The sequence below is a fragment of the Streptomyces sp. NPDC059455 genome (assembly GCF_042750115.1).
GTDB lineage: Bacteria > Actinomycetota > Actinomycetes > Streptomycetales > Streptomycetaceae > Streptomyces > Streptomyces endocoffeicus.
Map to the genome: position 1 here is coordinate 1 of NZ_JBHYVB010000101.1, position 24,681 is coordinate 24,681.

The window sequence follows — 24,681 nt, forward strand, 5'->3', positions numbered from 1 at the left end:
CCTCATCGGACGCGCCCTGCTGCGCGGCGACGTCGACGAGGGCACCACCGTCAAGGTGGACGCCCAGCACGGCGAGTTGGCGGTCAGCTACGAACAGCCATCGGGCGAGCACGTCGAGGAGCGAGCCCGGCAGGAAGTCGGAGAGGCGGCGTGACCGGCCATGCCAAGCCCAACGATCAAAGCTCGGACCATCAAGTGCCCCACCTGCGGACGCGCGAACAAGGTTCCCGTGGCGGCCGAGGGCGCCCCTCGGTGCGGGAACTGCAAGTCGCCGCTGCCGTGGATCGTGGACGCGGACGAGAACGAGTTCGCCGAGGTCGCCGAGGAGGCGACGCCCCTCGTCGTCGTGGATCTGTGGGCGACTTGGTGCGGGCCCTGCCGGATGGTCAGCCCCGCACTTGAGCAGGTCGCCACGGAGCTGGCGGGCAGGGTCAAACTCGTCAAGGTCGACATCGACCGCAATCCGCACCTCGCCCAGCGGTTCGAGGTGCAGGCCGTGCCGACCCTGCTCATCCTGGACAAGGGGGAGCCGGTCGCCCGCCGCGCGGGTGCCGCCCCGGCGGGCACCCTGCGCTCGTGGGTCGAGCAGGTGGCGGCGGGCCGGCGGGACAGCGAGAGAGGGTGAACGCCATGGCCATCGAGCCCGATCCGCATCTGTCGATGGTGCGCCAGGTCTCTCCGCGCAGCCCTGAGGGGTGTGAGGAGTGCCTGCGGCTGGGGTCCCCCTGGGTCCATCTGCGGCTCTGTCTGACCTGCGGGCACGTGGGGTGCTGCGACTCCTCGCCGCTCAAGCACGCCCGAGCCCACGCCTATGTCGAGCAGCATCCCATCGTGGAACCCATGGAGCCGGGCGAGACCTGGCGGTGGTGCTACGCCCACGAGGCCATGGCCTGATGGCAGGCGACGACCGGCCCCCCGAGGCCGCTCCCGACGAGGCGGTGCCGCTCGAGACCCCGGATCTGTACGGCGCCTATCCCCGGCTGTCGCAAGCCCAGATCGCGTTCCTCGCCGAACACGGGGAGCACTTGCGGGTCGAGCCGGGCCAGGTGCTGGTCCGGGAGGGGGAGCGGTGTGCGGAGTTCCTGGTCATCCTCATCGGCTCCATCGAGATCGTAGAGGCCCACGGCACCCCCGACGAGCGGGTCCTGAGGGTGCATGGGCCGGGGCGCTTCCTCGGTGAGCTGGGGCTGCTCCAGGGGCAGGTGGCCTTCTACACCGCCCGGGTCCGTGAGCCCGGGGAGGTGCTGTCCCTTCCGATCGACCGGCTGCGGGTGCTGGTCGCCCGCGATCCGATCCTCGGCGACCTCATCCTCCGCGCTTACCTGGGCCGCCGCGCGCTGCTCGTCGGGGCGGGCGCCGGGTTCCGCATCCTCGGCTCGCGCTACTCGCCCGACACCCGGCGGCTGCGCGAGTTCGCGGCCCGCAACCGGCTGCCGCACCGCTGGATCGATCTGGAGTCGGACGAGGAGGCCGAGGCACTGCTGCGCCGCTTCTCCATCCCCCCGGAAGAGACACCGATCGTCATCTGGCGCGATCAGCGGGTGCTGCGCAACCCCAGCAATGCCGAACTGGCGCGGCTCATCGGTCTCTCCCCTCCGTCCACCGAGGAGACCCGCAGCGATCTGATCATCGTCGGCTCCGGACCCGCCGGGCTGGCGGCCGCCGTCTATGGCGCGTCCGAGGGACTGACCACAGCCCTCCTGGACGCGATCGCCACGGGCGGCCAGGCGAGCACGTCGTCCCTCATCGAGAACTACTTCGGCTTTCCGAGCGGGATCTCCGGTTCCGACCTCGCCGAACGAGGCGAACTCCAAGCGCGCAAGTTCGGGGCCCAGGTGTGGGTTCCCGCGGAAGCGGCTTTGCTCAAGCCCGAGGACGACGGCTACTACCGTGTCACCTTCGCCGACGGCGGCGATGTGGTGAGCCACACCGTCGTGCTGGCTACGGGCGCCTGGTACCGCAGGCTCGAAGTGCCCGGCATCGAACGGGTGGAGGGGACGAGCGTCTACTATGCGGCGACCGTGTACGAGGCGCAGCAGTGCAGCGCGGATCCGGTCGCGGTGGTCGGCGGCGGTAACTCCGCGGGCCAGGCCGTCCTCTTCCTCGCCCAGCGCGTCCCGCGCGTCCATCTGCTGGTCCGGGGCCCGGACCTCGGCGCCAAGATGTCCCGTTACCTCGTCGACCAGATCGAACGCCATCCACGGGTGAATGTGCTGCGGAACAGCGAGGTGCGCGGGGTGGTGGAGGGCGACGAGGTCCTGCGGGCCATCGTGGTGGAGAACAACCGCACGGGGGAGCGCCGCAACCTGGTCGTGCGCGCGATGTTCGTCTTCATCGGGACCCGGCCCCGTACGACGTGGCTCGGCGACGTGGTCGCCTTGGACGACCGGGGCTTCGTGCTCACCGGCGCCTCGGCGCAGGCCCGCGCGAGTGGCACGGTCTGGGAGGGCCAGGGCCGTACCTGTCTGGGGCTGGAGACCAGCCTGCCCGGCGTCTTCGCCGCGGGCGACGTGCGCAGCGGCTCCGTCAAGCGGGTGGCCTCCGCCGCCGGCGAAGGGGCGATGGCCATCCACCAGGTCCACGAGCACCTCGGCCACACCACCGTCGACGTCGCGCGCCACCGCGATGACACAGAAGCTCCGTCCGGCCGGTTCACCGAGCCGGGCGGTGGTCACAACACATCCCCTGCCCACTAACCGACACCGGAGGTGACGGACGATGAACATGCCGGTTCGCCGACAGCAGCGAGGCCAGGGAACAGTGGAGCGCCCCAGGGGCTGGGCGCGCAATCCGCTTCTGGAATTCGACGACCTCATCAACCAGATGGGCGGTCTGCTCGAATCCACGGTCGGAAGCGCGGCTCCCGCCATAGCGGCGTGGACGCCGTCCGCCGATGTGACCGAAGCCGACGACGCCTATCACGTAGAACTCGAGCTCCCCGGCGTGGACCGCAAGGACGTCGACATCGAGATCAATGGTCAGGAGCTGGCCGTCACCGGGGAGATCAAGGAACGGGAGCGCAAAGGCATCATGCGGCACAGCAGTCGCCGTACCGGTCGCTTCGAGTACCGGTTGCTGCTTCCGAGCGAAGTGAACACCGAAGACGTCACGGCGAGCATGTCCAGCGGCGTGCTCACGATCACCGTCCCCAAGGCGGCGACCGCCAAGCCCCGTCACATCGAGATAACCGAGAGCAGCGAACGCCAGGGCGGCTGAGCCCGCCGGGATCCGGCTCTCCCCGCGGCGGCCCCGCTCCGCCGGGTGCCGCCGCGGGCATCGGAAGGACTACATGATGGTTGCGGCAGGCTTTTCCTCGTTCGACACCATGGTCGACAAGGCCAACCATGTCCTGAAGGAGATCGAGCACGCCTATGGGTGGCCCAAGGAGCGCCGGAAGCAGTCGTACGCCGCTCTGCGCGCGGTCCTGCACCACCTGCGGGACCGGCTGTCGGTCGATGAGGCCGTGCACTTCGGAGCGCAGCTTCCGACCTTGCTGCGCGGCGTCTACTACGACGGGTGGAAACCCGCGGAGACGCCCGTGAAATTGAACAGCGACGAATTCTTCCGGCGGGTCCGGCACGACTTTCCGTACGCGATCGAGGGCGACACCGAGCAACTGGTGCGCACGGTCCTGCATGTCCTCGAGAACCACATCAGCGAGGGCGAGTGGAAGGACCTCAAGGCGCGTATGCCCGCCTCGATGTCCGCGGTTATGCCCTCCTAGCCGGTCCGGCGGCCACCGCATCGCTCCCGGCATTCACAACCCCGGCGTCACAGCAGGAGATTGAAGAGCGGCCAGACCGTCTCCCAATGCTTGGTCTGCGGATTCTTCAGGTCCGGATAGATGATCTTGAATGCCTTGGCGAGCGCCAGGCTGAGCCCGCCGACGATTTCCGGCAACCTCGCCTCCGTCGCGTCGTCGGGTGCGCGGTCCAGCGGCGGGTGCCTGACGAGTTGATCGAGGATGGGCTTCAACTCGATCTCGTAGTCGAGGTCCCGGAAGCGGTGGATGTTCTCCTGTAGCCCCTTGGTGATCGGCAGATCCCACGGCACGATCACGTCCCGGTTGTTGGCCTTCGCGACCGCCTCGGCGATGAGCAGCAGATCGTAGACTTTGGCGTCCACGAAGTCGCTGTAGCGCTTGAGGTCGTTCTTGTCGACATCAAGTCCCGCCGCCACCCGGAAGAACCGCTCGAACCTGGGCACGGACATCACCGTCATGGTCACCAACCTCCAGTCGTCCGGCGCTGGGCGTAACCCGGCGCGCCTCGTCAGCGCCACCCTCGCTCGGCGGATGCGCGACCGCATGGGCCCCAGGAACCAATCGCACGGCCGGCCTGCTGCCGACAGGTCGGTGACCGCGCCAGGTCATGCTATGGGCGCGGCTCCCACCGCCGCGGCGACACTCGGGGAGCGCCGTGAGGAGCACTCGGTCAGGTCAGGGAATCACGGAGGCGGCGGACACGTGGCGGCTGTTCGGGCATGCCTCAGGTGGCCGGGCGCCACGGCAGGGCACACTGTCGCGGGACGGTCCCCGACAACCCCGCCCCGAGGTTCCCCATGGCGTTCGGACTGGCACACCGCGCATTGCGGCCACGGGTACCGTTGCGCCACGGGGAGGGCGACAAGCACCATCTCACCAGCCTTGAGGGGCTGGCCGCGCTGTCCCTGGACGCGCTGAGCTCGGTCGCGTACGGCCCTGAGGCCATCGTGGTCGTGCTGGTCGCCGCCGGCACCGGGGCCCTTACCGCCACGCTGCCCATCACTGTCGTCATCACCGTCCTGCTCACCGTGCTGGTGATCTCCTACCGCCAGGTGATCGCCGTCCATCCGGACGGCGGCGGCGCCTACGCGGTGGCGAAGAAGAGCCTCGGGCAACGCGTGAGCCTGCTCGCCGCGGCGAGCCTGACCATCGACTACGTCCTCACCGTCGCCGTCAGCCTGGCCGCCGGCGCCGCCAGCCTCGCATCCGCCTTCCCGATCCTCTCCTCGCATCTGCTCGCCGTCTGCCTGGTGCTGCTCGCCCTGCTCACGGCCGTGAACCTCTGGGGAGTGGCCGAGAGCGCCCGGGTGCTGATGCTGCCGACCGTGCTGTTCATCGTCAGCATGCTCGGCATCGTCGTCATGGGGATCCTGCGCTCGCACCCCGCGGCCGTCGTCGGCGCCGCCCATCCCGTCCGGGCCACCGAGGCGCTGGGTGTCCTGCTGATCCTTAAAGCGTTCTCCTCGGGCTGCTCCGCCCTGACCGGGGTGGAGGCCATCGCCAACGGCGTGCCGATGTTCCGCGAGCCGCGCATCAAGCGGGCCCAGCACACCGAGCTGATGCTCGGCATGCTCCTCGGAGTGATGCTGCTCGGGATGGCGTATCTGATCCGCCGCGACCATGTCGCGCCGCGCGGCGGTGTGACGGTCCTCGCCCAGCTCGCCGCCGGGTCGTACGGAGCCGGATGGCAGTACTACGCGACCAACCTCATCGTCACCCTTGTTCTCGCGCTCGCCGCGAACACCAGCTTCGGCGGCCTCCCGGTCCTGATGAGCCTGCTGGCGCGGGACGACCGGCTGCCCCACCTGTTCGGGCTGCGCGCGGAGCGCCCGGTGTACCGGTACGGCGTGGTGGCGCTGGCGCTGCTGTCGGCCGTGCTGCTCAACGCGGTGGGGGGCGAGACCCATCGGCTGATCCCGCTGTTCGCCATCGGGGTGTTCACCGGCTTCACCATCAGCCAGGTCGGGCTGGTACGGCACTGGGCGACCGAGCAGCCGGAAGGGTGGCTGCACCGGGCGATGATCAACGGTCTGGGGGCCGTGCTGACCACCGGGGCCGGTCTGGTCCTGCTGACCACCAAGTTCCTCGAAGGGGCCTGGGTGGTCGTCGTCGCGGTGCCGCTGCTGATGCTGCTGTTCACCCGCGTCCAGCGCTATTACACGGCGGCCGGCGAGGAACTCGGGCTCGGGCGGATCCCGCCGCCACCGGTGCGCACCATGAGCCTGGTCATCGTCCCGCTCGGCGAGGTCAGCAGGCTCGCGCAGCGCGCGCTGACGGCGGCGCTCGCCCTGGGCGACGAGGTCGTGGCGGTCAGCGTCCAGGCCGAGCCCGCGAAGGCGCGGGCCCTGCAGGACACCTGGGAGCGCTGGAATCCCGGGGTGCGCCTGGAGATCATCGACAGCCCGCACCGGTCCCTGGTGCAGCCGATGGTCGCGTATGTGCGGCGCGAGGCCGGGGGCGGCCGGGAGATCGCCGTTCTCATCCCCGAGGTCGAGCCCCGGCACCGGCGCTACAAGATGCTCCAGAACCAGCGCGGCCTGCTGCTGGCCACGGTCCTCAGGGCGCGCACCGATGTCGTCGTCTGCATGATGCCGTACGGCCTGAGCGTGTGAGCGGGGCCCGCTACCCGTCGGTTGGTGAAGAACGACCGCCTCAACCACGCCGGCTGCCACGGAGACTGGTACGCCGCCGCCCAGCGCAACCTGTTCAAACGCGTGATCGGCCGGCTCCACCACTGTCGGCCGTTCCTCGTCGTCGGCCTGACTGCCGGCATCCGCAAGGTGCTCATCGTGACGGCCGAGGCGGAGAAGTCCTTCCGGCGGAACGTCGAGGGGATCGATCACCACCCCGGGGCGCGGGTTCTGATCCGTCACCTTCCGCCGCCACCGCCGCCCGCACCCGCTGCTCCTCGCGCGCAGAGCCGACGTCCCGTTCCAGGGGTGTGCGGCTCACGGCCGTCGCGAGGTCCTCCAAGGCCCGCTTCTGTAGTTCCGCCCCGCGCCGCGCCACCGGGCTCCGGTCCCCGGCGGTGGCGTCCTCCCACGCGTGGAGCGCCTCCTCGACGCGCCCCCAGTCCGGATTCCTGTGCTCGCGCACGTCGACTGCCGCCTGCGCGGTGTCCGCCTCCAGGGCCTCGGCGAACCGCTCCGCCTCGGGGACGGAACGGCTGTCGGCCCGCGGGACGTGGCTCTCCATGAGCATCGCCGCCCGGCCGAACCTTTTGAGCGCCTCCTGCGCCTCCTCGGCCTCGCGCGACGTCAGACCCCTGGGGCGGACCGGTTCCTGCCTTGCCCGGTCGTAGGTCTCCTGCCAGGCGGCACGTGCCTCCCTGCTCGCCAGCAGTGCCTTGCGCACGTCGGCGCGATGTTCCCGGGTCGGTTCGGCGTAGCTGCGGAGCACCGCGGCCGCGTAGCGGCCGTTGGCGGCGAGCCAGTCCGCAAGTCGGCCCGGCAGCCGGGGCGTCTCCCATGCGGGGTACACCACGTACGCCAGCATTGCCAGGGCCCCGCCGAGCAGGGTGAGCACCACCCGCTCCGGGACCGTCTGCTGCCATGCCTGGCCGCCCATGCCGAGCAGGAAGACGACGTACGCGGCAGTGAAGCACTGGGAGTAGGCGTAGCCGGTACGGATCAGCGTGTACGACAGGCCTGCCGAGACCACCGCAAGCGCGCCGAACACACGGGCGTCCGGGCCCACGGCCCGCACCATCCCGGTGGCGAGCGCGACCCCCGCCAGGGTCCCGGCGAGCCGGGCCACCGCACGCGCGTACGTCCGGTGGAAGTCCGGGCGCATCACCATCACCGAGGCGATGGGCGCCCAGTAGCCGTGGGCCAGGGGTAGCCGGGCGGCGATCAGATAGCCGAGCGTGGCCACCGCCGCCAGGCGGACGGCGTGCCGGAACACGGGCGAGTCCCGGCGGAGCTCGCGGCGGACCGCCCGGACGACGCCCGGGAGCAGCCGGAACATTGTCGGGCGCACCAGGAACTGGGCACCCGCGGGGCCGGGCGGCGTGGGCGGCTTCCCGCGCGCGCCGCCGCTCCCGGCGATCTCCAATGCCTCGCCGAGCAGTTCCACGAGCCGCTCGGCGGCCTGCTGCGCGGGCCCCTCCAACACCTCGTGCTCCTCGTCGACGCGCAGGACGTCCGCGCTCCCGGGCGGCACCTCGGCGGGAGTGCCGCGGCGGATCGAACGGGCGGCCGCGTCCAGAACGTCGGCGGCCGCGTCGAGCAACTCCCGCGCGCGGTCCCGCCCGGGTCCTTCCGCCGGGGCGCCGACGTCCGGGTCGGCGAGCGCGGCGACGACCGACCGAATGCGCTCGGCGAGGCCCCGGGGGCCGTGGAGGACAGGGGGACGGGTGCGGGCCTGTGATGGCGTCACGGCGGCCGCGTCCCGGGCCGTCATCAACGGCTCCGGGTCGAACGGGGCGGTCGGGTCGTGCCGCAGCCGGCGGGCGTAGTCCGCCACGGCGGCCAGGGCGTCGGCGAGCGCGTCACGATGCGCCCCCCAACGGCGGATCGGGAACAGCAGGATCAGCACGGCCTGCGCCACGCCCCCGAGCGCGATGACCCCGGCGTGCTCCAGGGCTTGCCCGACGCTCGTGGGCAGGGTGATGGTCACCAGCATGCTGCCGACCGTCGTCGCTGCGACGATCCCAGCGGTCGATCCGACGGCCCACGCCATCCCCGCGACAAAGGCCCATACGGCCAGCAGTGGGAGGAACGCCACGAGTTGTCCCGCCGCCAGGTAGCCCACGAAGGTGCTGAGCGCCAGACCCACGCCCGCGCCGAGCGCGATCACCTTGCGTGGACGCCAGGTGCGCTGGAAGGTGGCCCCACCCGCGGAGAAGGCACCGAGGGCGGCGGACGCGGCGTACGCAGGGGAGACCAGCCACAGCGCCGGCCCGATGACGATCGCCACCCCAGCGGCCGTGCGCAGCGCGAGCAGGGGCTCCAGCCGCGTCTCCTCGATCGTGAGCCCGGATCGCACGACCTCTCCGAAGGCCCGCAGCCACGTCACGGGCGTGAGCCTAGCCGGAACGCCCTGCCGGGTGGCGTCGGCCGCGCCGCCACCTCCTGGCGGCGCCGCGCTCGGCGGGCGCGAGCCCCGGGCCGACCTACCCTCACCAACCTGCACCCTCGCGTACAGGGCGATCGATGACCACACCCCAGCGCCGCCTGTTCAGTCCTAGCGGCAAGACCTGCCCTACTGGGACAACACCCGCCCCGTCATCGCCATGATCAGCCAGCCGTAGCACATCGTGCTGCTGTCGTTGCCCATGCTCAGCCTGATGCGCGTCGCCCGCAGGCTGAGCGGCCCTCGGCGTGATCGGAGCGTTGATCCCGGAGTCCGGCAACGCCCTGCCACTCGGGAGGATCCAGTACACCAGCGAGGCACAGCACTACGTCCTGCCCGGCGTCCGCGAGCGGTTGCGGCTGCTGGCTAGCCCATAGCTTCATCCGAAGCAACAGGTCAGCCCAGGTGACATAGTTCCCGGCACCCACAGGGCGGAGGGCCTGTGGGTGGTTGTGATCAGCGGGTTGATTGCCTACTTTCCGGGATGACCGCCCTGATCTTGCGTTTCCGTTCGACACAAGCTGCGCGGGAGTTCCTGAAGAGGGGTGAGAACCGCGCCGGTCCGGTGAGCGATGACCCGTAGGGAAGCCCACGAAACGCCGCGATCCGGCCCTGGCGGAGGCCACGCACCAGACCGCAACGGGTGGCCGCGAAAGGCGCGTGTCCGGCGCGCTCGGTCATGCCCGCGCTTCGAAGACAAGGTTGGCGCCGCGGGTGTTGTCTGCTGACACGAAGAAGCCGCCGGGCAGCGGACGGATGGCGAACCCGTTGCCCTCGATGACCGACTTGGCCCTGCCGAGGTCGTTGACCGCGACGGTCTGAGCCGCGACGTACGGCAAGGTCGGGGCCTTCTCGCCGGGAAGAATCTCGTCCAGAGCTGACAACGGCACGATCTCCAGGCCGCCGACCCGCAGAGCGAACACATGGCGCGGCCCAATCTGGCGCGCGGGGATGCCGAGCACTTTCCGGTATCGCTCGACGTAGCGGTCGGTTTCCTCGTCGGCGACCACGAGCGTGACCCGAGACAGGCCCACCGCCCCGTTGGGGTGGTCCAGGAATCTCGGCTGGTGAATGAGGTCCAGCCGCTTGACCTCTGCGATGCGAACGCCTCCCTCGGGAGCGAGGGGAGGATCCACCTGGATCACCCGCGCCCGCAGCGTCCCGACGCCGTCGGGCGTCGGAATGTCGCGTTGCAGCGTGAGGACACCCGTGGTGGATACCCCTTGCTCGGCAAGCCTCCGATCGACGTGATCGGCGTCACCGCAGCCGAAGACGTAGCCCCGGAGCCCCTCGTACGCAGCTGCGAGTCGACGCACGCCCCACGGATCCGGCAGGCTGCTGTCCAGGTGACCGAGCAACTCGATGTAGTTCTCGCCGAAGACGGCGCAACGGTTGGCCGTGCCGAGAGACCGCCGTTCGCCGTCGGGTTGTGCGGTACCTGTGTGTGTTGACCGCGGTGTGAGCGTGAAACCGAGTGCCTCATAGGTGTCGTACAACCCGTTGAGGTCGGTGACCGTCACGACCACGGAGTGGTCAAGGTAGTCAACATCCACGGACGTGCTGCTCACGGAGTCTTCCTCGCTCTCGATGATCTCAGACACTGATCGCCGGTTGCCCGCTGTACTTCAGCTCCCGCAGATGCGCCAACGTCGCCGCCACCGCGTGCAGGCAGCTGTCCTCATGCCGCTGGAACTGCGCTTCTTCCCTCAGCCCCCGGAAGAACCACCGCCGCCTCCAACCGGAACCTGAAACGCAGGTACAACCGGCCGCCCTCGCCGTACTCGATGTCGTTGTAGATCTCACCCGGCTCTGGCCCTGAGAGGCGGTCGAACCGCACGGTGTTCCGGGTGGAAGGCGATCCGTTCCCGCATCGGGACGTCGGCGAAGGCGACGTCCGGACCAGGCCGCCCTCGTACTCCTCGACAACCTCACAGTGGGTGATCAGCGGACCGACGGGGCGCGCGTCGCGCGCCCCGATGAGCAACCCGGCCCATACCTCGCTCCTGGTCAGCTTGGGTCCGCCTGCCTGGCCGTCGTCCGCAGGGACCGCGCGGCTCAGCTCATACACGACGCCTCCACGGCAAACGAGTGCACGAACACTCCGCAGCTTGTACCCCTGGGGGGTATAGTGTCAAGGCCGGGCGATGCCGTCCAGGATCCGGCGCGGAAGGCTGCCGCCGGACGAAGAGCGGCTGACAGCGGGGCGTGGTCCGGCCGCCCAGAGTGCAGCAGGTTGACGATCCGGGTGCCGGTGCTGCGGCGGTCGTAGAGTTCCTCGGCCAGGGCGTGCAGGTGTTGTTTGTCGGGGTGGACGTCGATACCACCGGCGGTGAGGTACACGGCGGCGACCGTGCAGGAGGCGGTGTCCCGGAGCGGCCTCGCGCACTGGACGCCGCAGGCCGGTATCAGCCACCGCAGGGAACCGAACCTGGGCGGCCACCGCAAAAGCACCAGCCGACTCCCCGGACGCCATCTGGCGAGCGGCCCCCGGCCCGCCGGACGCCCGCCACCCGGGTGGCCGCCCCGGGGCCCGCGCGTCAGGGGCTGGATCGGGGGGCACCCGGGGCGGGACCGAGGCCGGGAAGCCATCGGGAGAGGAGCCGGCGATGACGAGTATTCCCACCGGATACGCGCCCTTGTCGTACTGGATGTCATCGGCGCCGGGACCGTCGTACCCGGCCCTGGAGCCCGACTGGGAGGGCACCGCGCCCGATGTCGAGGTCGCCGTGGTCGGCGGGGGCATCGCGGGCATCAGCACGGCGTGGGAGCTGGCACGCGCCGGGCGCCGGGTGGCGCTGGTGGAGTCGGACCGGCTCGCCGCCGGGGCCACCGGGCACACCACGGCCAAGCTCTCCGCCCTCCAGGGTCTGGCCTATCAGGACATCCGTGCCGCGCGAGGGGAGGAGGCGGCCCGGCTCTACGCCAGGTCGCAGGCCGACGCCGTGGACCGGGTGCGGCAGGTGACCGCCGAGCTGGGGATCGACTGCGATCTGGAGGAGTCCTCCGCCTTCACCTACGCCGAGGGCGAGGAGGCCGTGGAGAAGGTGCGGGCCGAGGTGGAGGCCGCCTCGGCGGCCGGACTGGATGCCTCGTTCACGACCGGGACCGATCTGCCCTTCCCCGTCGCGGGCGCGGTGGAGGTGGCGGGGCAGGCGCAGTTCCACCCGCGGAAGTATCTGCTGGCGCTGGTGGAGGATCTGGTCGCGCGGGGCGGTCTGGTCTTCGAGCACTCGCGGGTGGTGAGTCTCAGCGAGGGTCATCCGTGCCGCCTGACCACCGACCGCGGGGCGCGGCTGCGGGCCCGCGACGTGGTCGTGGCGACGGCCTATCCGATCTTCGACCGGGCCCTGCTCTTCCCCCGTCTGGAGGTGAAGCGGGAGCTGGTCGTCGCCGCCGTGCTCCCCTCCGACCGCGCCCCGCGCGGCATGTATCTCACACCGGAGGACGGCACCCGTTCGGTACGCACCGTGCCCTATCGGGAGGGGCAGCGGTTGCTCATCGTCACCGGCGAGAAGTTCACCCCCGGCGTCGGTGATGTCGAGCGGCGCTGTGCGCGGCTGATCGACTGGACGCATGACCGTTTCCCCGGCGCCGTACCCGCCTTCCGCTGGGCGGCGCAGGACAGCTGGACCACCGATCACGTGCCCTATGTCGGCACCCTGCACCCGGCCTCCCGCCATGCCTTCGTGGCCACGGGGTTCGCCGGGTGGGGCATGACCGGCGGCGTACTCGCCGGCAGGCTGCTGGCCGCGCGGCTCACCGGACGGCCCCTGCCGTGGGTGGGCCTGTACGATCCGCGGCGGCTGCACCTGGTGCGCGAGGCCCCGGCGCTGCTGCGGGTCCAGGCCACCGTCGCACGCCACTTCATCGGCGACCGGCTGTCCGGCGACGGCACCGACACGATACGGAACATCCCGCCGGGTGGCGGGGCGGTCGTCCGCCTCGGCGGGCGCCAGCGGGCCGTCCACCGTGATCAGGAGGGCGAGTTGCACACGCTGTCCGCCCGCTGCCCCCACCTGGGCTGCTTGGTGCGGTTCAACGACGCCGAGCGGAGCTGGGAGTGCCCGTGCCACGGCTCGCGGTTCGCCGTCGACGGCAGCGTGCTCCAGGGCCCGGCGGTACGCCCGCTGAAGCGGATCGACGACGACGAGGGCAAAGCGCGGGGCGAGGAGGCTGGTGGGGACGGCGCGGGATGAGCATTGGTCCGCCACCGGCAGCCGTTCGCGAATGCGCCGACGCCGCAGGGGCACGCGTGCGGAAGACCGGACGAGCGGCTCGGCTCGCCGTTCGGGGAACCCACCAGTTGGACTGCCTGCTCGCCGGGGCGGGAATCGAATCGCAGAACAGGATGGTGGCGCCGTTGCGGAGAGTGCCGCCGTGGTCGCCGGCTTCCATCTTGGCGATGATCAGCCGAGCGGGAGTGCGGCCAGTGTCCCCCTCCCGGGCACGTGCGGCGTCTCGGTGCCGTGCGGCACCCGCACACCGGCCCGGGGCCGGTGGCCGGGGCCAATCCGGGGCGGACGGCGAGCCCTCGGGGCGAGGACGCGGGGAGGTCATCAGCACCGAAGTCGCTTCAGTCCGATCCAACACCCAGCGTCACCACACGAGCCAGTCAGCCAAAGGCGCAGATCGGTGTATAAACCTTCCGAAGACGCCCAGATGATACATACTTGAAAATAGGTTCACATCAATACTGACCGCTCAAGGGGAGGGGTGACATCGTGGAGCCGCTGCGCCGGCTGATGGAGCGGCAGGCGCCGCGCCGGATCGGCCAGGGCGGCCTCAGCGCCGAGCGGATCGAGAAGTTCGGAGTGACCCTGATGACCCTGGAGGAGAACACGACGGAACCGCCCGAGCACTTCGGCCTGACCGAGAACAGGACCTGAAGCTCGACCTCGGCCCACTGGGCCCCCTGCCCCGCGACTAGCACGAGTTGGCGATGGACCATGTTCGCGGACACGAGAACGGCGCCGGAACCGCGGGTGATGACATTCCCCGGTGTGTACGTTCCCCAACACGACACCAGACTGTTGTTGCGGGCGTTGCGCCGGGAAGACGTCGGCACCGGTACGGATGTACTGGACGTCGGCAGCGGAAGCGGTGTCCTCGCGGTAGCGGCGGCGCGGCGCGGGGCACGGGTCACGGCGGTGGACATCGCGTGGCGGGCGGTGGTCGCCACGCGTGTGAACGCCCTGCTGTACCGGCAGCACGTCCGGGTGCGGCGCGGCGACTTGGCTGACCCGGTGCGGGGCCGTTCGTTCGACGTCCTGGTGACCAATCCCCCGTATCTGCCGGACCCGGACGGACGGCTGCCCGGACGTGGCGGTGCTCGTGCCTGGCACGGGGGAGGCGATGGCCGGGCGGTGGTGGACCGGCTCTGTGACGCCGCGCCGTCGGTGCTCCGTGCTCACGGAGTGCTGCTCATGGTCCATTCCGGTCTGTGCGGTACCGGGACGACACTGCGACACCTGTCGGGGGTCGGCTTGCGGGCCGAGGTCATCGAGCGAGCGCTCGTGCCCTTCGGGCAGGTGCTCCGTCCCCGGCTGCCGTGGCTGCGGCAGCAGGGCATGCTGGAAGACAGCGACGACAGAGAAGAGCTGGTGGTCATCCGTGCCCAACGCCTTTGAACGCCCCCGTCGCATCATCATCGACCCCGATGGCCCGCTCGTGATCGAGGGCCCGGTGGAAGTGGTCGACGAGAACGGCACCGTCGTCTCCCGACGGTTCGCCGCCGCGATCTGCACCTGCCACCGCAGTGGCATCTACCCCTGGTGTGACACCAGCCACCGCACCCGCACACAACGGGCCGGGGGAGACCGCCGGCCACGCCCGCGCGCCGAGGGGAAGGAGGAGAGCGGATGACGGCCGTCCAGGACCCCGACGCGACGGCAGAAGGCCCCGAGCTGCCACCGCCACGCGGCCCTGTGTCGGCAGCCGTCGTGCCGTGGCTCCGGACGGGGACGGGCGCCCTTCCCACGCGTGCGCGAGCGAAGCGCGCGGACCCCTACAGCGAGGATGTCCAGCTCGCTCTGTACCTGCTGTATGAGCTGCACTACCAGGGCTTTCGCGGAGTGGACGACACTCTGGAATGGGACCCCGCGCTCCTGTCGCTGCGCCGTGATCTGGAGGAGTCCTTCCTCCGCTCCCTGCGCGCCGATGTCCGCGCGACGACCCCGGAGGAGGCCATGGAGTCGCTGCTCACTGAGCCCGCCGGGGACAGTGGCACAAGCGTCAGCCACTATCTGCACCGCGAAGGCCGCCTGTGGCAGTTGCGCGAGTACGCGGCGCTGCGATCCCTGTACCACCTCAAGGAGGCCGATCCGCACGCCTGGGTCATTCCGCGGCTCCGTGGCCGTGCGAAGGCCGCGATGGTGGCCGTGGAGTTCGACGAGTTCGGTGGCGGACGCGCCGAGGAGATCCATTCCCGGCTGTTCGCCGATCTCATGGCCGATCTGGGTCTGGAGACCGCGTACGGCCGCTACGTGGACAGCGCACCTGCCGGGGCGTTCGCCACGGTCAATCTGATGTCACTGCTGGGGCTGCACCGGGCGCTGCGTGGCGCGTTGGTCGGCCACTTCGCCGCGGTGGAGGTCACCTCTCCTCCCGCGTCCCGGCGGCTGGCCCGGGCGATGCGACGCAACGGGGCTGGTCCCGCCGCGGAGCGGTACTTCGACGAACACGTGGAGGCGGACGCGGTGCACGAGCAGGTCGTACGCCGAGAGGTGATCGGCGGCTTGCTGCTGGACGAGCCCTGGCTGGCGCCGGACGTGGCCTTCGGCATCGAGGCCACCGGCTTCCTTGAGGGCCGTCTGGGCGCGTGTCTTCTGGGAGCGTGGCGGGACGGCCGCAGCGCGCTGAGGGCCCCGCTGCGCCTTCGTACCGCGGTATCACGCGCCTGACCGGCTCCCGTCCTTCCGTCTCGCCGACGTGGGCATGCGAATGCGAGGACGGTGAAGACGACGGTGGTCGCCGAGGCCACCGCCATGCCGTTGAGGAAGCTCACACCGAGTACGAACAGGCCGAACAGGGCGACCACGACGGTGCCGCCCGCGAACAGCACCGCGCGGCCGGAGGTGTTGATGGCCTTGGTGACCGATGACTCCACGTCCATGCCGGACTTCAGGTTGGATCGGTGCCGGGTGACGATGAACAGCGCGTAGTCGATGCCGACACCGAGACCGATCAGCGCGCCGAGGATGGGGCCGACCTCGCCGATGCCCATGACGTGGGTCAGCAGCGTGACGGTCATGAGCCCGGTGCCGACCCCGGCGATCGCGGTGCCGATGGGCAGCAGCATCGCGAACAGCGAGCCGAACGCCACGAACAGCACCACCGCGGCGGCGACGATGCCGACGAGTTCGCTGATGTTCGTCTCGGGTTCCTGCACCTGGCTGATCGGATCGCCGCCGAGCTCCACCTTCAGGCCGTCGCCGCGGGCCTCCTCGGCGGTGTCGACGAACTTCTGGAGATCAGCCTTCGCCAGCTCGCGGCTCTGCTTGGTGAAGTCCACGGCGGCGTACGCGGTGTGCCCGTCCGCGCTGATCTGCCGCGTGCCCCGCGCGTTGTAGGGGCTGGTGATCGCGCCCACGTCCGGCACCGTGGCGAGCCGGTCGAGGGTGGCGGTCATCCGGTTCTTGACGGCAAGGTCCCGGACGTCGCCGTCCGACTGCCACACCACGGTGGCGTTGGCGCCGGACTGGGCGGGCATCGTCTTCTGCAGCAGGTCGAGCGCCTTGCTCGACTCGGTACCGGGCAGGGAAAAACTGTCGCTGCTCTTGGAACCGGCGGCGGTCGAGGCCAGGCCCAGAACGGCGAGCACGGCCACCCAGAGCAGCACGACGAGAAGCCGGTGGCGATAGCACCAGCGGGCAAGGGCGGACAAGAGAACTCCTCAGGGCGATGCCGACATGGTGTTTTCCAATCGGGTGCGCCCTCGCGGCCTGATCGTGGGTCTGCCGGACGGTTTCCGGCGTACCGCGATCGCAGTACCGCCTACGCCCCAGGTGGTGAACCCGGCCTGACCAGGCCCGTCTCGTAGGCGAGCATGACGAGCTGGGCCCGGTCGTGCGCGTCGAGCTTGGTCTGCGTCCGGTTCACATGGGTCTTGGCGGTGTAGGGACTGATGCCAAGGCGTTCGGCGATCTCGTCGTTGCCGAGCCCGGCCGCCACGAGGATGAGGATTTCGCGCTCCCGCTCGGTGAGCACCGCAAGCCGTTCAGCGGCGCGGCCCGTGTCCTGGGCGGGTCCGCGCAGGAACCGGGCGATCAGTGCGCGCGTCGCGCCGGGGGAAAGCAGCTGTTCGCCCCGGGCGACCAGGCGGATCGCTTCCTGTAGCTCGGCCGGCTGGACGCCCTTGCCGAGGAACCCGCTGGCCCCGCCGCGCAGTGCGGCGAACACATACTCGCCGACTTCGAACGTGGTCAGCACCAGGACGCGGACGTCCGGCAGCTCGGAGGTGATCTGTCGGGTGGCGGTGAGGCCGTCCGAGCCGGGCATCCGGATGTCCATCAGCACGACGTCGGCCTCGGCGGCGAGCCGGACCGCTTCCCGTCCGTCGCACGCCTCGCCCACCACCTCCATGTCGGGTGTGGCGTTCACCAGGATCTTGAAGCCTGTTCTGACCAGCTCCTGGTCGTCGGCGAGCAGGACCTTGATCGTCACGCTTCTGTCCCCTCGTGCGGCAGGAGGGCGTGGACCTCGAAGCGGTGGTCGGTCATCCGGGCCACGAACGTCCCGCCGAGAGCGTGGGCGCGTTCCCGCATGCCGAGCAGCCCATGACCGCCCTTCCCGAGTTCCAGCGGATCGGGCGTCGCGGAGGACCCGGACCGCGAGGCGGGATGGGCCGGATTGCTGACGCGGACGCACAGCGCGGACGGCAGGTAGTCGAGTCCCAGCTCGGCGTAGGGGCGCGCGGCGTACCTCCTCGCGTTCGTCAGAGCCTCTTGGACGAGCCGGTACGCGGTGAGCCCCACCGCCGCGGGCAGATCCACCGGTGTGCCCGCGACTTTCTGGTCGACGATCAGGCCGGCGGACATGAAGCCCGCGATCAGGTCGGGCAGGGCGTCAAGGCCCGGAGACGGCTCGACGGCCGCCTCGTCCGGTGCGTCCGGCTGGCGCAACAGCCCGATCGTGGTGCGGACCTCTTCCAGCGAGGACCGGGCGGCCCGCCGGATGTGCGCGAGCGACTCTCTGGACTGGACGGGCTCCGTCTCCATCACGTGATCCACCACCGCCGCCTGCACATTGATGAGGACGATGTGGTGGGCCAGGATGTCGTGCAGCTCGCGGGCGATCCGCAGCCGCTCGTCGATGACCCGTCGGCGCGCCTCCTCCTCCCGCGTCTGTTCGGCCCGCCGCGCCCGCTCCTCGACCGCGGCGACGTAGGCGCGCCGGTTGCGGACCGCGAACCCGACCGCCGCGGCCGACGCACTCAGCGCGAGCAGCGCGACGCTCTCCGGGCTGGTCCATCCCCGGTGGCCGAACACCACGCTCGCCCCGGCCAGCAGGACCGCGACCACGGCGACCGCCGAGACCGCGTCGCGCCGTGGCCGGCGCAGCGCGCACGTGTACATCGCCACCATCGTCGCCAGCATCAGTGGGCTCTTGTGTCCGCTGGATGAGAGAGGTCGCTGTTCCCGAGGCGGTCACGGCGAGCACCACCAGCGGCCAGCGCCGCCGGAGGACCAGCGAGGCGCAGATCACGGCCCCGAGGAACGCGCCGGGGACGGTCAGCGGCCCGGTGCCGCCATTGCCGTCCAGGACCGGGATCAGCAGCGAGATCCCGTACACACCTGTGGCCAGCAGCGCGTCCCTGAATGGCGGGCGCCCATGTCTGGGGGCCGGTGATGTCATCGTTCACCTCGCGGGTGATCGGCCATGCTGCGTCGATCAGCCTTGGCCGGGGGAGGGCATGTCGATCCCGCGTGCGCGCAGGGAGCCGGCCACTTTCATCAGCAGCCGGAGCAACTCGTCCCGTTCCTCGGCGGTGAAGTCGTCGAACAGTGCGGCAGCCGCATCGTGTGACGGCCCGAGGTCCTGCTCCACGACCTGCCGACCGGCCGGGGTGAGTTCGACCAGCTTGACCCGGCGGTCGTGCGGATGGCTGACACGGCGGACCAGGCCCTCCTTCTCCAGGCCGTCCACCAGGACGGTCATGCTCCGGGGCGACATGCCCAGGGGTTCCCCGAGTTCGCCCATGCCCGCCGGCTCGCTCTTGAGCGTCAGGCCCATGAGCAGGGTCGCGCGCGGCACCGTCATCCCGCTGTCGGTGGGGATGTTCGCGTGCATCCACTGCCGCAGGCCCTTGCGCAGGCTCGCGAATCCGGTGAGCAGCTGGTGGCCTGTCGCGGGCGCGGACGTCTCGCCCGGTGTGCCCGAGCCGGAAACCGATCTCGACAATGCAGATCCTATCAGTTGTTAATTTAACTGCGGTTACGGTAACAATGGTCTCAGGGGTGGCGCCCTGTCGGCAACCGGCAGCGAGTCGCACCCCGAAAGCCGCACCCCGAAAGCCGCACCCCGAGAGCCGCGCCCCAGAGCGCGACCGGCAGACCCCACACTGATCAGGACGGAACGACCAGCCATGGACCAAGCCACACCGCAGCGTGTTGTCGTCATGACCGGCGGCACGGCCGGGCTCGGCGCGCACGCGCTGCGGCACATCGCTACTCAGCCCGACACGCGGATCATCATCGGCGTCCGTGGAAGCGGCACCGTGCCACGCGGTGCCGAGGTCATCCCACTCGATCTGGCCTCGCTCGATAGTGTCCGTGACTTCGCCGACGCGGTGACACGGCAGCTCGGTGACGCCCGCATCGACATCCTCGTCCTCAACGCCGGTATGCAGACCTCCAACGCCGAGGCGCGGAGCGCGGACGGCTACGAGCTGACCTTCGCGGTCAACCACCTCGCCCACTATCTGCTGGCCCGGCTCCTGGTGCCGCACATGGCCGACCACGGCCGCCTGGTGATCACCACGAGTGAGACGCATGACCCCGCCGTCACTCCGATCGCACCCAAGACCCTCGAGCCGCGGACGCTGGCGCATCCGGGCAAGGGTGGCTTCGGGTCGGGTGTGCGCGCCTACTCGGCGTCCAAGCTGTGCAATCTGTTGACCGCTCAGTCCTTCGCCGCGCTGGACGAGGTCAAGGCCCGCCGGATCAGCGTGATCGCCTTCAGTCCCGGCCTCACCGGTGGCACCTCGCTCGGCCGTGACAGCTCGCGCGCCAGGCGCATGTTCGTCACGCTCCTGATGCGTACCGTGTTCCGCCTGGTCGGTCTCTTCCGCCCCGAATACGTCATGGGTACACCTGAGCGCTCGGGTGAGGCGCTGGCCGAGGTCTCTCTGGGGACCGTCACTCCACCACCCGGTCGGATCTACATCTCCCTGGTCAAGGGGCAACCGACATTCCCCGATCCCTCGGAACTGGCGCGAAACCAAGATGCCCAGGACCGGCTGTGGCGCGAGAGCGCGGCCATGGTCGGTATCGAGTGACACCGCGGGACAACAGCGAGCCAGGACCGCGGTCCTGGTAGAGAGCGAATGATGGCGGACACACAGACGGTCGACACGGCAGGAGAGGCTCATCGCCCCCATAGCGGGCGGATCGTGCCCCCGAGCCTGGCGGAGTACCACCTCCCCGTCCAGGCGGCATCCTGGAGATCGCCATCGAGTGCCTCGACGAACCCGGTCCGACCATGCCCATGGGCCTGATCGGTATTCTGGAGGCCGGCCCCGCCGGAGCGCCGCCGCGATCGCGAACGCCGCCGTGCCACTCGCCGCGACGACTCCTGCGACAGCGCCATCGAGCCCTGGGTCGCTCAGCGACTGGCGCGGCACGGTCACCGGCCGCGCGGGCAAGTCCGGGGCGCTGTGAGCACCGGGGGTGCAAGGCTTTCGTCAGACGCCCGTGTCGTACCGCGGTACGACGCCCACCGCCGTGGATCAGCCCACGGTGTGACCCTACGGGGCCGCTTCGCTCCTAGCGTTGCCGGTGAGGCGCCCGACGGGCGCTCGAGGCCGAGGGAAGGCACGCGAATGATCGAGGCACAGCTACTGACCAAGAGGTACGGGGAGAAGACCGCGGTGGACCGGCTGGACTTCACCGTGAAGCCGGGCACCGTGACCGGCTTCCTGGGGCCCAACGGCGCGGGGAAGTCCACCACGATGCGCATGATCGTCGGACTGGATGCCCCGACGAGCGGCTCTCTGATGGTGAACGGCCGCCACTATGCCCAGCACCGGGCGCCGCTCCAGGAGGTCGGCGCGCTCCTGGAGGCGAAGTCGATCCACCCGGGCCGCTCGGCGTACAACCACCTCAAGGCACTCGCGCTGACGCACGGGATCCCCCGCGGCCGCGTCGACGAGGTCATCGACCTCGCCGGGCTGGGCAGCGTGGCGAAGAAGCGGGCCGGAGCCTTCTCCCTCGGCATGGGGCAGCGGCTCGGCATCGCGGCGGCACTGCTCGGCGATCCGCAGACGGTGATGCTGGACGAGCCGGTCAACGGTCTCGATCCGGAGGGCGTGCTGTGGATCCGCAATCTGCTGACGGAGCTCGCGGCGGAGGGGCGGACGGTGTTCGTCTCCTCGCATCTGATGAGTGAGATGGCGCTGGTGGCGGACCATTTGATCATCGTGGGGCGCGGGCGGTTGCTGGCCGACACGACCGTGCGGGATCTGGTACGGGAGGCGGGCGGCGACACGGTGAAGGTGGCGACGCAGGATCCGGCGCGGTTGCGGGACGTCCTGGCGGGACCGGGCGTCGACATCACCGGCCAGGTCGGCTCCGAGGAACTGCACGTCACAGGGCTCACCACCCGCGAAATCGGGCTGAAGGCGGCGGAGCACGGAATCCCGCTGTTCGAACTGAGCGACCGGACGGTGTCGCTGGAAGCGGCGTTCATGGACCTGACCAGGGATGCGGTGGAGTACCACGGCACCACGACCACCATCGACACCCTCGGGAGGGTGGCATGAGTTCCCTCACCACGATCGCCGAGCCCCGGCAGGAGCCGACCGCTCCCCCTCGCCCCCGCTACAAGGTGACCGGATGGCGCGTGCTGCGCTCGGAGTGGGCCAAACTGTGGTCCCTGCGCTCGACGCCCATCACGCTGGCCCTCGGCCTGCTGTTCCTGCTGGTGTTCGGGCTGATTATTTCCTGGCAGTTCGCATCCGGCAATCTGGACAGCGACTTCGACAGCTCCAGGGCCGTGGACCTGTCCCTGTTCGGTATCCCCTTCGCGCAGCTGGCCCTCGGTGTCCTCGGTGTGCTGGTGATGGCGGGGGAGTACTCGACCGGCATGGTCCGCTCGTCGCTGGCGGCGGTGCCGCGTCGGCTGCCGGTGCTGTGGTCCAAGGCCGCGTTGTACGGGCTGGTGGCGTCGCTGGTCGGCACGGCCGGCGCGTTGGTGGCCTTCCTGGTCGGCAGCCAGATCGTCTCCGGCACCCCGGCGGCCCAGAGCCTGTCGGACACGGGTGTCGTGCGGTGCCTGCTGGGGGCGGGGCTCTACCTCGGCCTGGTCGGGGTGGTCAGTACGGCCCTGGGCGCCTTGTTGCGGTCGGTGGCGGGCGGCATTTCGGTGCTGGTCGGCGTGTTCCTCCTGGTTCCCGGGCTGACCCAGCTCCTGCCCAGTTCCTGGCAGGACAACGTCAGCCCCTACCTGCCGAGCAACGCGGGCGAGTCCATCTTCGCCCTGACACACGACTCCTCCACCCTGTCCCCGGGGGCCGGCCTGGCGGTGTTCCTGGGCTGGACGGTCCTCGTGCTGGCGGGCGCCGCGTACCGGCTCAAGCGCAGCGACGTCTGACCGCCTGGACCGACAGAAGGTGACATCCGTGAGCATCGACGGCACCGGCGGCATGGGACGCCTGGTCGCCCGGCTGAACCGAGGCGGCCAGCGGTTGCGGCACTGGGGCCACGCCCACCCCTGGGTGCTGGACACCACGGTGGTCGTGCTGGCCGTCGTGCTGTTCTGCCTGCCGGACCTGCTACCCGAGGACTTGGAGGCGGGGGACGATGGCCCGCGCAAGCTGCTTCTCACGCTCACCGAACTGCCACTGGTGGCGACGCTTGCGCTGCAGGCCGGGCTGGTACTGCCCCTGCTGTGGCGGCGGCGGAAACCGCTGATGGCCTTCGGTGTCATCGCGGCCGTATTCCTGCTCCAGTGGTCACTCAATGCCGGACTGCGCGCGGACATCGCCCTCTTCGTCGCCCTGTACAGCCTGGCCCTGCACGGAAGGCTTCCGCAGCTGCCATGGGCCTGCGCCGTCATGGCGGGCGCCATGGTGCTGGTCGCGCTCCGGGTATCTCCGCCCGTGTCCATCTGGGGCGCGCTGTTCTTCCTCATGAGCACGGCGACCGCCGCCCTTGCGCTCGGCCTCATGATCAGGATTCGCCGGGCCCAGCTCGCCGGGCTGCGGGAACGGGCGGCCCGGCTGGAGATCGAGCGCGACCAGCGCAGCAGGCTGGCGACCGCCACTGAACGAGCCCGGGTGGCCCGCGAGATGCACGACATCGTCGGACACAACCTGGCCATCATCATCAACCTCGCAGACGCGGGCGCCTACGCCACCGATGCGGCTCCGGAACGCGGTAAGGAAGCGCTGAACCTGATCGGTGACACCGGCCGTCAAGCTCTTGGCGAGCTGCGGAGAGTGCTCGGCGTGCTGCGCGAGGTGGCGGACTCCCCGTCGTCCGAGCCCTTGCTCAGCCCACAGCCCGGCATCATGGACATCGACATGTTGTGTGCCGGTGTGCGGGCCGCCGGCCCGGAGGTCGTCTATCGCACTGTCGGTGACATGGATATGTTGGACAAAGGGGTGCAGTTGACCACGTATCGCATCGTCCAGGAAGCCCTCACCAATACTCTCAAGCACGCCGGTGCCGACACCCGGGTGAGCCTGTCGATCCTCGTCGAGGACACCCGGCTGGAGATCCGGGTTCAGGACACCGGCCCGCCGGGCGTGCCCCAACCGCCCGGCGAGGAAGGACACGGCCTGGTGGGGATGCGTGAACGAGCGGCACTCTACGGCGGGGTCGTCAGCGCGGGACCCGCGACCGACGGAGGCTGGAGCGTGGAGGTCACCCTCGACCTCACTCCCCAGGGGCGTGCTCAGTGACGACCGTGCTCATCGTGGACGACCAGGCGCTTCAGCGCTACGCGTTCCGCATCCTGCTGGAATCCGTCCCCGAGACCACCGTGCTCGGTGAGGCCGCACACGGCGCCGAAGCCGTCCGCCTGGCGGCAGAGCTATGCCCCGACGTCGTTCTCATGGACATCCGCATGCCCGGCATGGACGGCATCGAGGCCACTCGCCGCATCGTCGCGGCCGGCGACCGCTCCCGCATTCTGGTGCTGACCACCTTCGATCTCGACGAATACGTCCACGCTGCCCTCCGAGCGGGCGCCAGTGGGTTCCTCCTGAAGGATGTGCGCCCCGAAGAGCTCCTCGCCGGTATCCGGGCCGTCGCCGCCGGCGACGCCGTGATCGCTCCCGCACTCACCCGCCGCCTCCTGGACGAATACGCCCAGCACGTCCCGCAACCTGTCGATGGCCCGGCCCAGGAAGCGAGGTTGAAGGCTCTCACCGGCCGGGAGCGCGAGATTCTCGTCGCCATCGGCAAGGGCTGGACCAACGGCGAGATCGCCGCCCATTTCTTCCTGGCCGAGTCAACCGTCAAGACCCACGTCCGGCGCATCCTGGCCAAGATCGGCGCTCGCGACCGCATCCAGGCCGTGATCTTCGCCTACGACCTCGGACTCGCCCGTCCCAAGGCCGGTTGAACCGGGCGCCACCCGGCTCGTCTGGTTCGGTGGAGACGCCCCGGTCGACCGCTCCGACACCC

At 70.3% G+C, this 24,681-nt stretch carries 25 protein-coding genes and 1 pseudogene; 17 read left to right on the plus strand and 9 right to left on the minus strand.

The window, feature by feature from the left end; all coding sequences use genetic code 11:
• Nucleotides 1–160 precede the first annotated feature (160 nt).
• From trxA to ACFXB5_RS30645, 5 genes are all read left to right on the plus strand, one after another.
• A complete protein-coding gene (gene trxA / locus ACFXB5_RS30625; protein ID WP_385213721.1) occupies nucleotides 161–625 on the plus strand; it encodes a thioredoxin in 465 nt (154 codons plus the stop codon).
• 5 nt (nucleotides 626–630) lie between these two features.
• The gene (locus ACFXB5_RS30630; protein ID WP_385213724.1) at nucleotides 631–894 is read left to right on the plus strand and encodes a UBP-type zinc finger domain-containing protein; all 264 of its coding nucleotides are present in this window, start codon (nucleotides 631–633) and stop codon (nucleotides 892–894) included.
• Nucleotides 894–2,696, plus strand: coding sequence for an FAD-dependent oxidoreductase (locus tag ACFXB5_RS30635; RefSeq protein WP_385213725.1), 1,803 nt, complete (start codon nucleotides 894–896; stop codon nucleotides 2,694–2,696). Before ACFXB5_RS30630 ends, ACFXB5_RS30635 begins: the two co-directional genes overlap by 1 nt.
• A gap of 22 nt (nucleotides 2,697–2,718) precedes the next feature.
• Nucleotides 2,719–3,216 carry an Hsp20/alpha crystallin family protein gene (locus tag ACFXB5_RS30640; protein ID WP_385213728.1) on the plus strand — a complete coding sequence of 166 codons (498 nt, stop codon included), beginning with the start codon at nucleotides 2,719–2,721 and terminating at the stop codon, nucleotides 3,214–3,216.
• 73 nt (nucleotides 3,217–3,289) lie between these two features.
• Nucleotides 3,290–3,724, plus strand: coding sequence for a DUF2267 domain-containing protein (locus tag ACFXB5_RS30645; RefSeq protein ID WP_385213731.1), 435 nt, complete (start codon nucleotides 3,290–3,292; stop codon nucleotides 3,722–3,724).
• A 47-nt stretch (nucleotides 3,725–3,771) separates the two neighbouring features.
• On the opposite strand, the gene ACFXB5_RS30650 is transcribed toward ACFXB5_RS30645, so the two are convergent.
• Nucleotides 3,772–4,221: a DUF1931 family protein gene (locus tag ACFXB5_RS30650; RefSeq protein ID WP_385213734.1), complete on the minus strand. Its 450-nt coding sequence runs from the start codon at nucleotides 4,219–4,221 to the stop codon at nucleotides 3,772–3,774.
• A gap of 339 nt (nucleotides 4,222–4,560) precedes the next feature.
• Between ACFXB5_RS30650 and ACFXB5_RS30655 the strand changes: the two genes are divergently transcribed.
• Nucleotides 4,561–6,375: an APC family permease gene (locus tag ACFXB5_RS30655; RefSeq protein WP_385213737.1), complete on the plus strand. Its 1,815-nt coding sequence runs from the start codon at nucleotides 4,561–4,563 to the stop codon at nucleotides 6,373–6,375.
• A gap of 172 nt (nucleotides 6,376–6,547) precedes the next feature.
• Here ACFXB5_RS30655 and ACFXB5_RS30660 read toward each other — a convergent pair whose 3' ends face one another.
• The gene (locus ACFXB5_RS30660; RefSeq protein WP_385213739.1) at nucleotides 6,548–8,779 is read right to left on the minus strand and encodes an FUSC family protein; all 2,232 of its coding nucleotides are present in this window, start codon (nucleotides 8,777–8,779) and stop codon (nucleotides 6,548–6,550) included.
• 305 nt (nucleotides 8,780–9,084) lie between these two features.
• Here ACFXB5_RS30660 and ACFXB5_RS30665 point away from each other — a divergent pair, with 305 nt between their 5' ends.
• On the plus strand, nucleotides 9,085–9,213 hold the full coding sequence (locus tag ACFXB5_RS30665) for a hypothetical protein (protein WP_385213742.1): 129 nt from the start codon (nucleotides 9,085–9,087) through the stop codon (nucleotides 9,211–9,213).
• A 300-nt stretch (nucleotides 9,214–9,513) separates the two neighbouring features.
• On the opposite strand, the gene ACFXB5_RS30670 is transcribed toward ACFXB5_RS30665, so the two are convergent.
• From ACFXB5_RS30670 to ACFXB5_RS30680, 3 genes are all read right to left on the minus strand, one after another.
• Complete coding sequence (locus ACFXB5_RS30670; protein WP_385213744.1) at nucleotides 9,514–10,404, minus strand: VOC family protein; 891 nt, start codon at nucleotides 10,402–10,404, stop codon at nucleotides 9,514–9,516.
• Nucleotides 10,405–10,514: 110 nt separating this feature from the next.
• The gene (locus tag ACFXB5_RS30675) at nucleotides 10,515–10,904 is read right to left on the minus strand and encodes an SRPBCC family protein (RefSeq protein WP_385213747.1); all 390 of its coding nucleotides are present in this window, start codon (nucleotides 10,902–10,904) and stop codon (nucleotides 10,515–10,517) included.
• On the minus strand, nucleotides 10,892–11,176 hold the full coding sequence (locus tag ACFXB5_RS30680) for a hypothetical protein (protein ID WP_385213750.1): 285 nt from the start codon (nucleotides 11,174–11,176) through the stop codon (nucleotides 10,892–10,894). Before ACFXB5_RS30680 ends, ACFXB5_RS30675 begins: the two co-directional genes overlap by 13 nt.
• Before the next feature lie 266 nt (nucleotides 11,177–11,442).
• On the opposite strand from ACFXB5_RS30680, the gene ACFXB5_RS30685 reads away from it, so the two are divergent.
• From ACFXB5_RS30685 to ACFXB5_RS30705, 5 genes are all read left to right on the plus strand, one after another.
• Entirely contained in the window at nucleotides 11,443–13,032 is a 1,590-nt protein-coding gene (locus ACFXB5_RS30685; protein ID WP_385213753.1) for an FAD-dependent oxidoreductase, read from the plus strand.
• Nucleotides 13,033–13,557: 525 nt separating this feature from the next.
• A complete protein-coding gene (gene gvpK, locus ACFXB5_RS30690) occupies nucleotides 13,558–13,722 on the plus strand; it encodes a gas vesicle protein GvpK (protein ID WP_385213755.1) in 165 nt (54 codons plus the stop codon).
• 60 nt (nucleotides 13,723–13,782) lie between these two features.
• Nucleotides 13,783–14,463: a HemK2/MTQ2 family protein methyltransferase gene (locus tag ACFXB5_RS30695; RefSeq protein ID WP_385213757.1), complete on the plus strand. Its 681-nt coding sequence runs from the start codon at nucleotides 13,783–13,785 to the stop codon at nucleotides 14,461–14,463.
• Nucleotides 14,447–14,698: a CDGSH iron-sulfur domain-containing protein gene (locus tag ACFXB5_RS30700; protein ID WP_385213759.1), complete on the plus strand. Its 252-nt coding sequence runs from the start codon at nucleotides 14,447–14,449 to the stop codon at nucleotides 14,696–14,698. The genes ACFXB5_RS30695 and ACFXB5_RS30700 overlap by 17 nt, the downstream gene beginning before the upstream one ends.
• Nucleotides 14,695–15,735, plus strand: coding sequence for an iron-containing redox enzyme family protein (locus ACFXB5_RS30705; protein WP_385213761.1), 1,041 nt, complete (start codon nucleotides 14,695–14,697; stop codon nucleotides 15,733–15,735). The genes ACFXB5_RS30700 and ACFXB5_RS30705 overlap by 4 nt, the downstream gene beginning before the upstream one ends.
• Nucleotides 15,736–15,788: 53 nt before the next feature.
• On the opposite strand, the pseudogene ACFXB5_RS30710 reads toward ACFXB5_RS30705, so the two are convergent.
• From ACFXB5_RS30710 to ACFXB5_RS30725, 4 genes and pseudogenes are all read right to left on the minus strand, one after another.
• Nucleotides 15,789–16,673: pseudogene (locus ACFXB5_RS30710) on the minus strand (MMPL family transporter); the annotation flags it as partial.
• Nucleotides 16,674–16,828: 155 nt separating this feature from the next.
• Nucleotides 16,829–17,497, minus strand: a complete 669-nt coding sequence (locus ACFXB5_RS30715; RefSeq protein ID WP_385213764.1) for a response regulator — start codon at nucleotides 17,495–17,497, stop codon at nucleotides 16,829–16,831.
• Nucleotides 17,494–18,429, minus strand: coding sequence for a sensor histidine kinase (locus tag ACFXB5_RS30720; protein WP_385213766.1), 936 nt, complete (start codon nucleotides 18,427–18,429; stop codon nucleotides 17,494–17,496). The genes ACFXB5_RS30715 and ACFXB5_RS30720 overlap by 4 nt, the downstream gene beginning before the upstream one ends.
• A gap of 295 nt (nucleotides 18,430–18,724) precedes the next feature.
• On the minus strand, nucleotides 18,725–19,234 hold the full coding sequence (locus ACFXB5_RS30725) for a MarR family winged helix-turn-helix transcriptional regulator (protein WP_385213767.1): 510 nt from the start codon (nucleotides 19,232–19,234) through the stop codon (nucleotides 18,725–18,727).
• A 184-nt stretch (nucleotides 19,235–19,418) separates the two neighbouring features.
• Here ACFXB5_RS30725 and ACFXB5_RS30730 point away from each other — a divergent pair, with 184 nt between their 5' ends.
• From ACFXB5_RS30730 to ACFXB5_RS30750, 5 genes are all read left to right on the plus strand, one after another.
• Nucleotides 19,419–20,330: an SDR family NAD(P)-dependent oxidoreductase gene (locus tag ACFXB5_RS30730; RefSeq protein WP_385213769.1), complete on the plus strand. Its 912-nt coding sequence runs from the start codon at nucleotides 19,419–19,421 to the stop codon at nucleotides 20,328–20,330.
• Nucleotides 20,331–20,873: 543 nt separating this feature from the next.
• Entirely contained in the window at nucleotides 20,874–21,812 is a 939-nt protein-coding gene (locus tag ACFXB5_RS30735) for an ABC transporter ATP-binding protein (RefSeq protein ID WP_385213771.1), read from the plus strand.
• On the plus strand, nucleotides 21,809–22,642 hold the full coding sequence (locus ACFXB5_RS30740; protein WP_385213773.1) for an ABC transporter permease: 834 nt from the start codon (nucleotides 21,809–21,811) through the stop codon (nucleotides 22,640–22,642). The genes ACFXB5_RS30735 and ACFXB5_RS30740 overlap by 4 nt, the downstream gene beginning before the upstream one ends.
• Before the next feature lie 19 nt (nucleotides 22,643–22,661).
• A complete protein-coding gene (locus ACFXB5_RS30745) occupies nucleotides 22,662–23,954 on the plus strand; it encodes a histidine kinase (RefSeq protein ID WP_385213775.1) in 1,293 nt (430 codons plus the stop codon).
• Nucleotides 23,951–24,619, plus strand: a complete 669-nt coding sequence (locus tag ACFXB5_RS30750; RefSeq protein WP_385213778.1) for a response regulator — start codon at nucleotides 23,951–23,953, stop codon at nucleotides 24,617–24,619. The genes ACFXB5_RS30745 and ACFXB5_RS30750 overlap by 4 nt, the downstream gene beginning before the upstream one ends.
• Nucleotides 24,620–24,681: the final 62 nt, after the last annotated feature.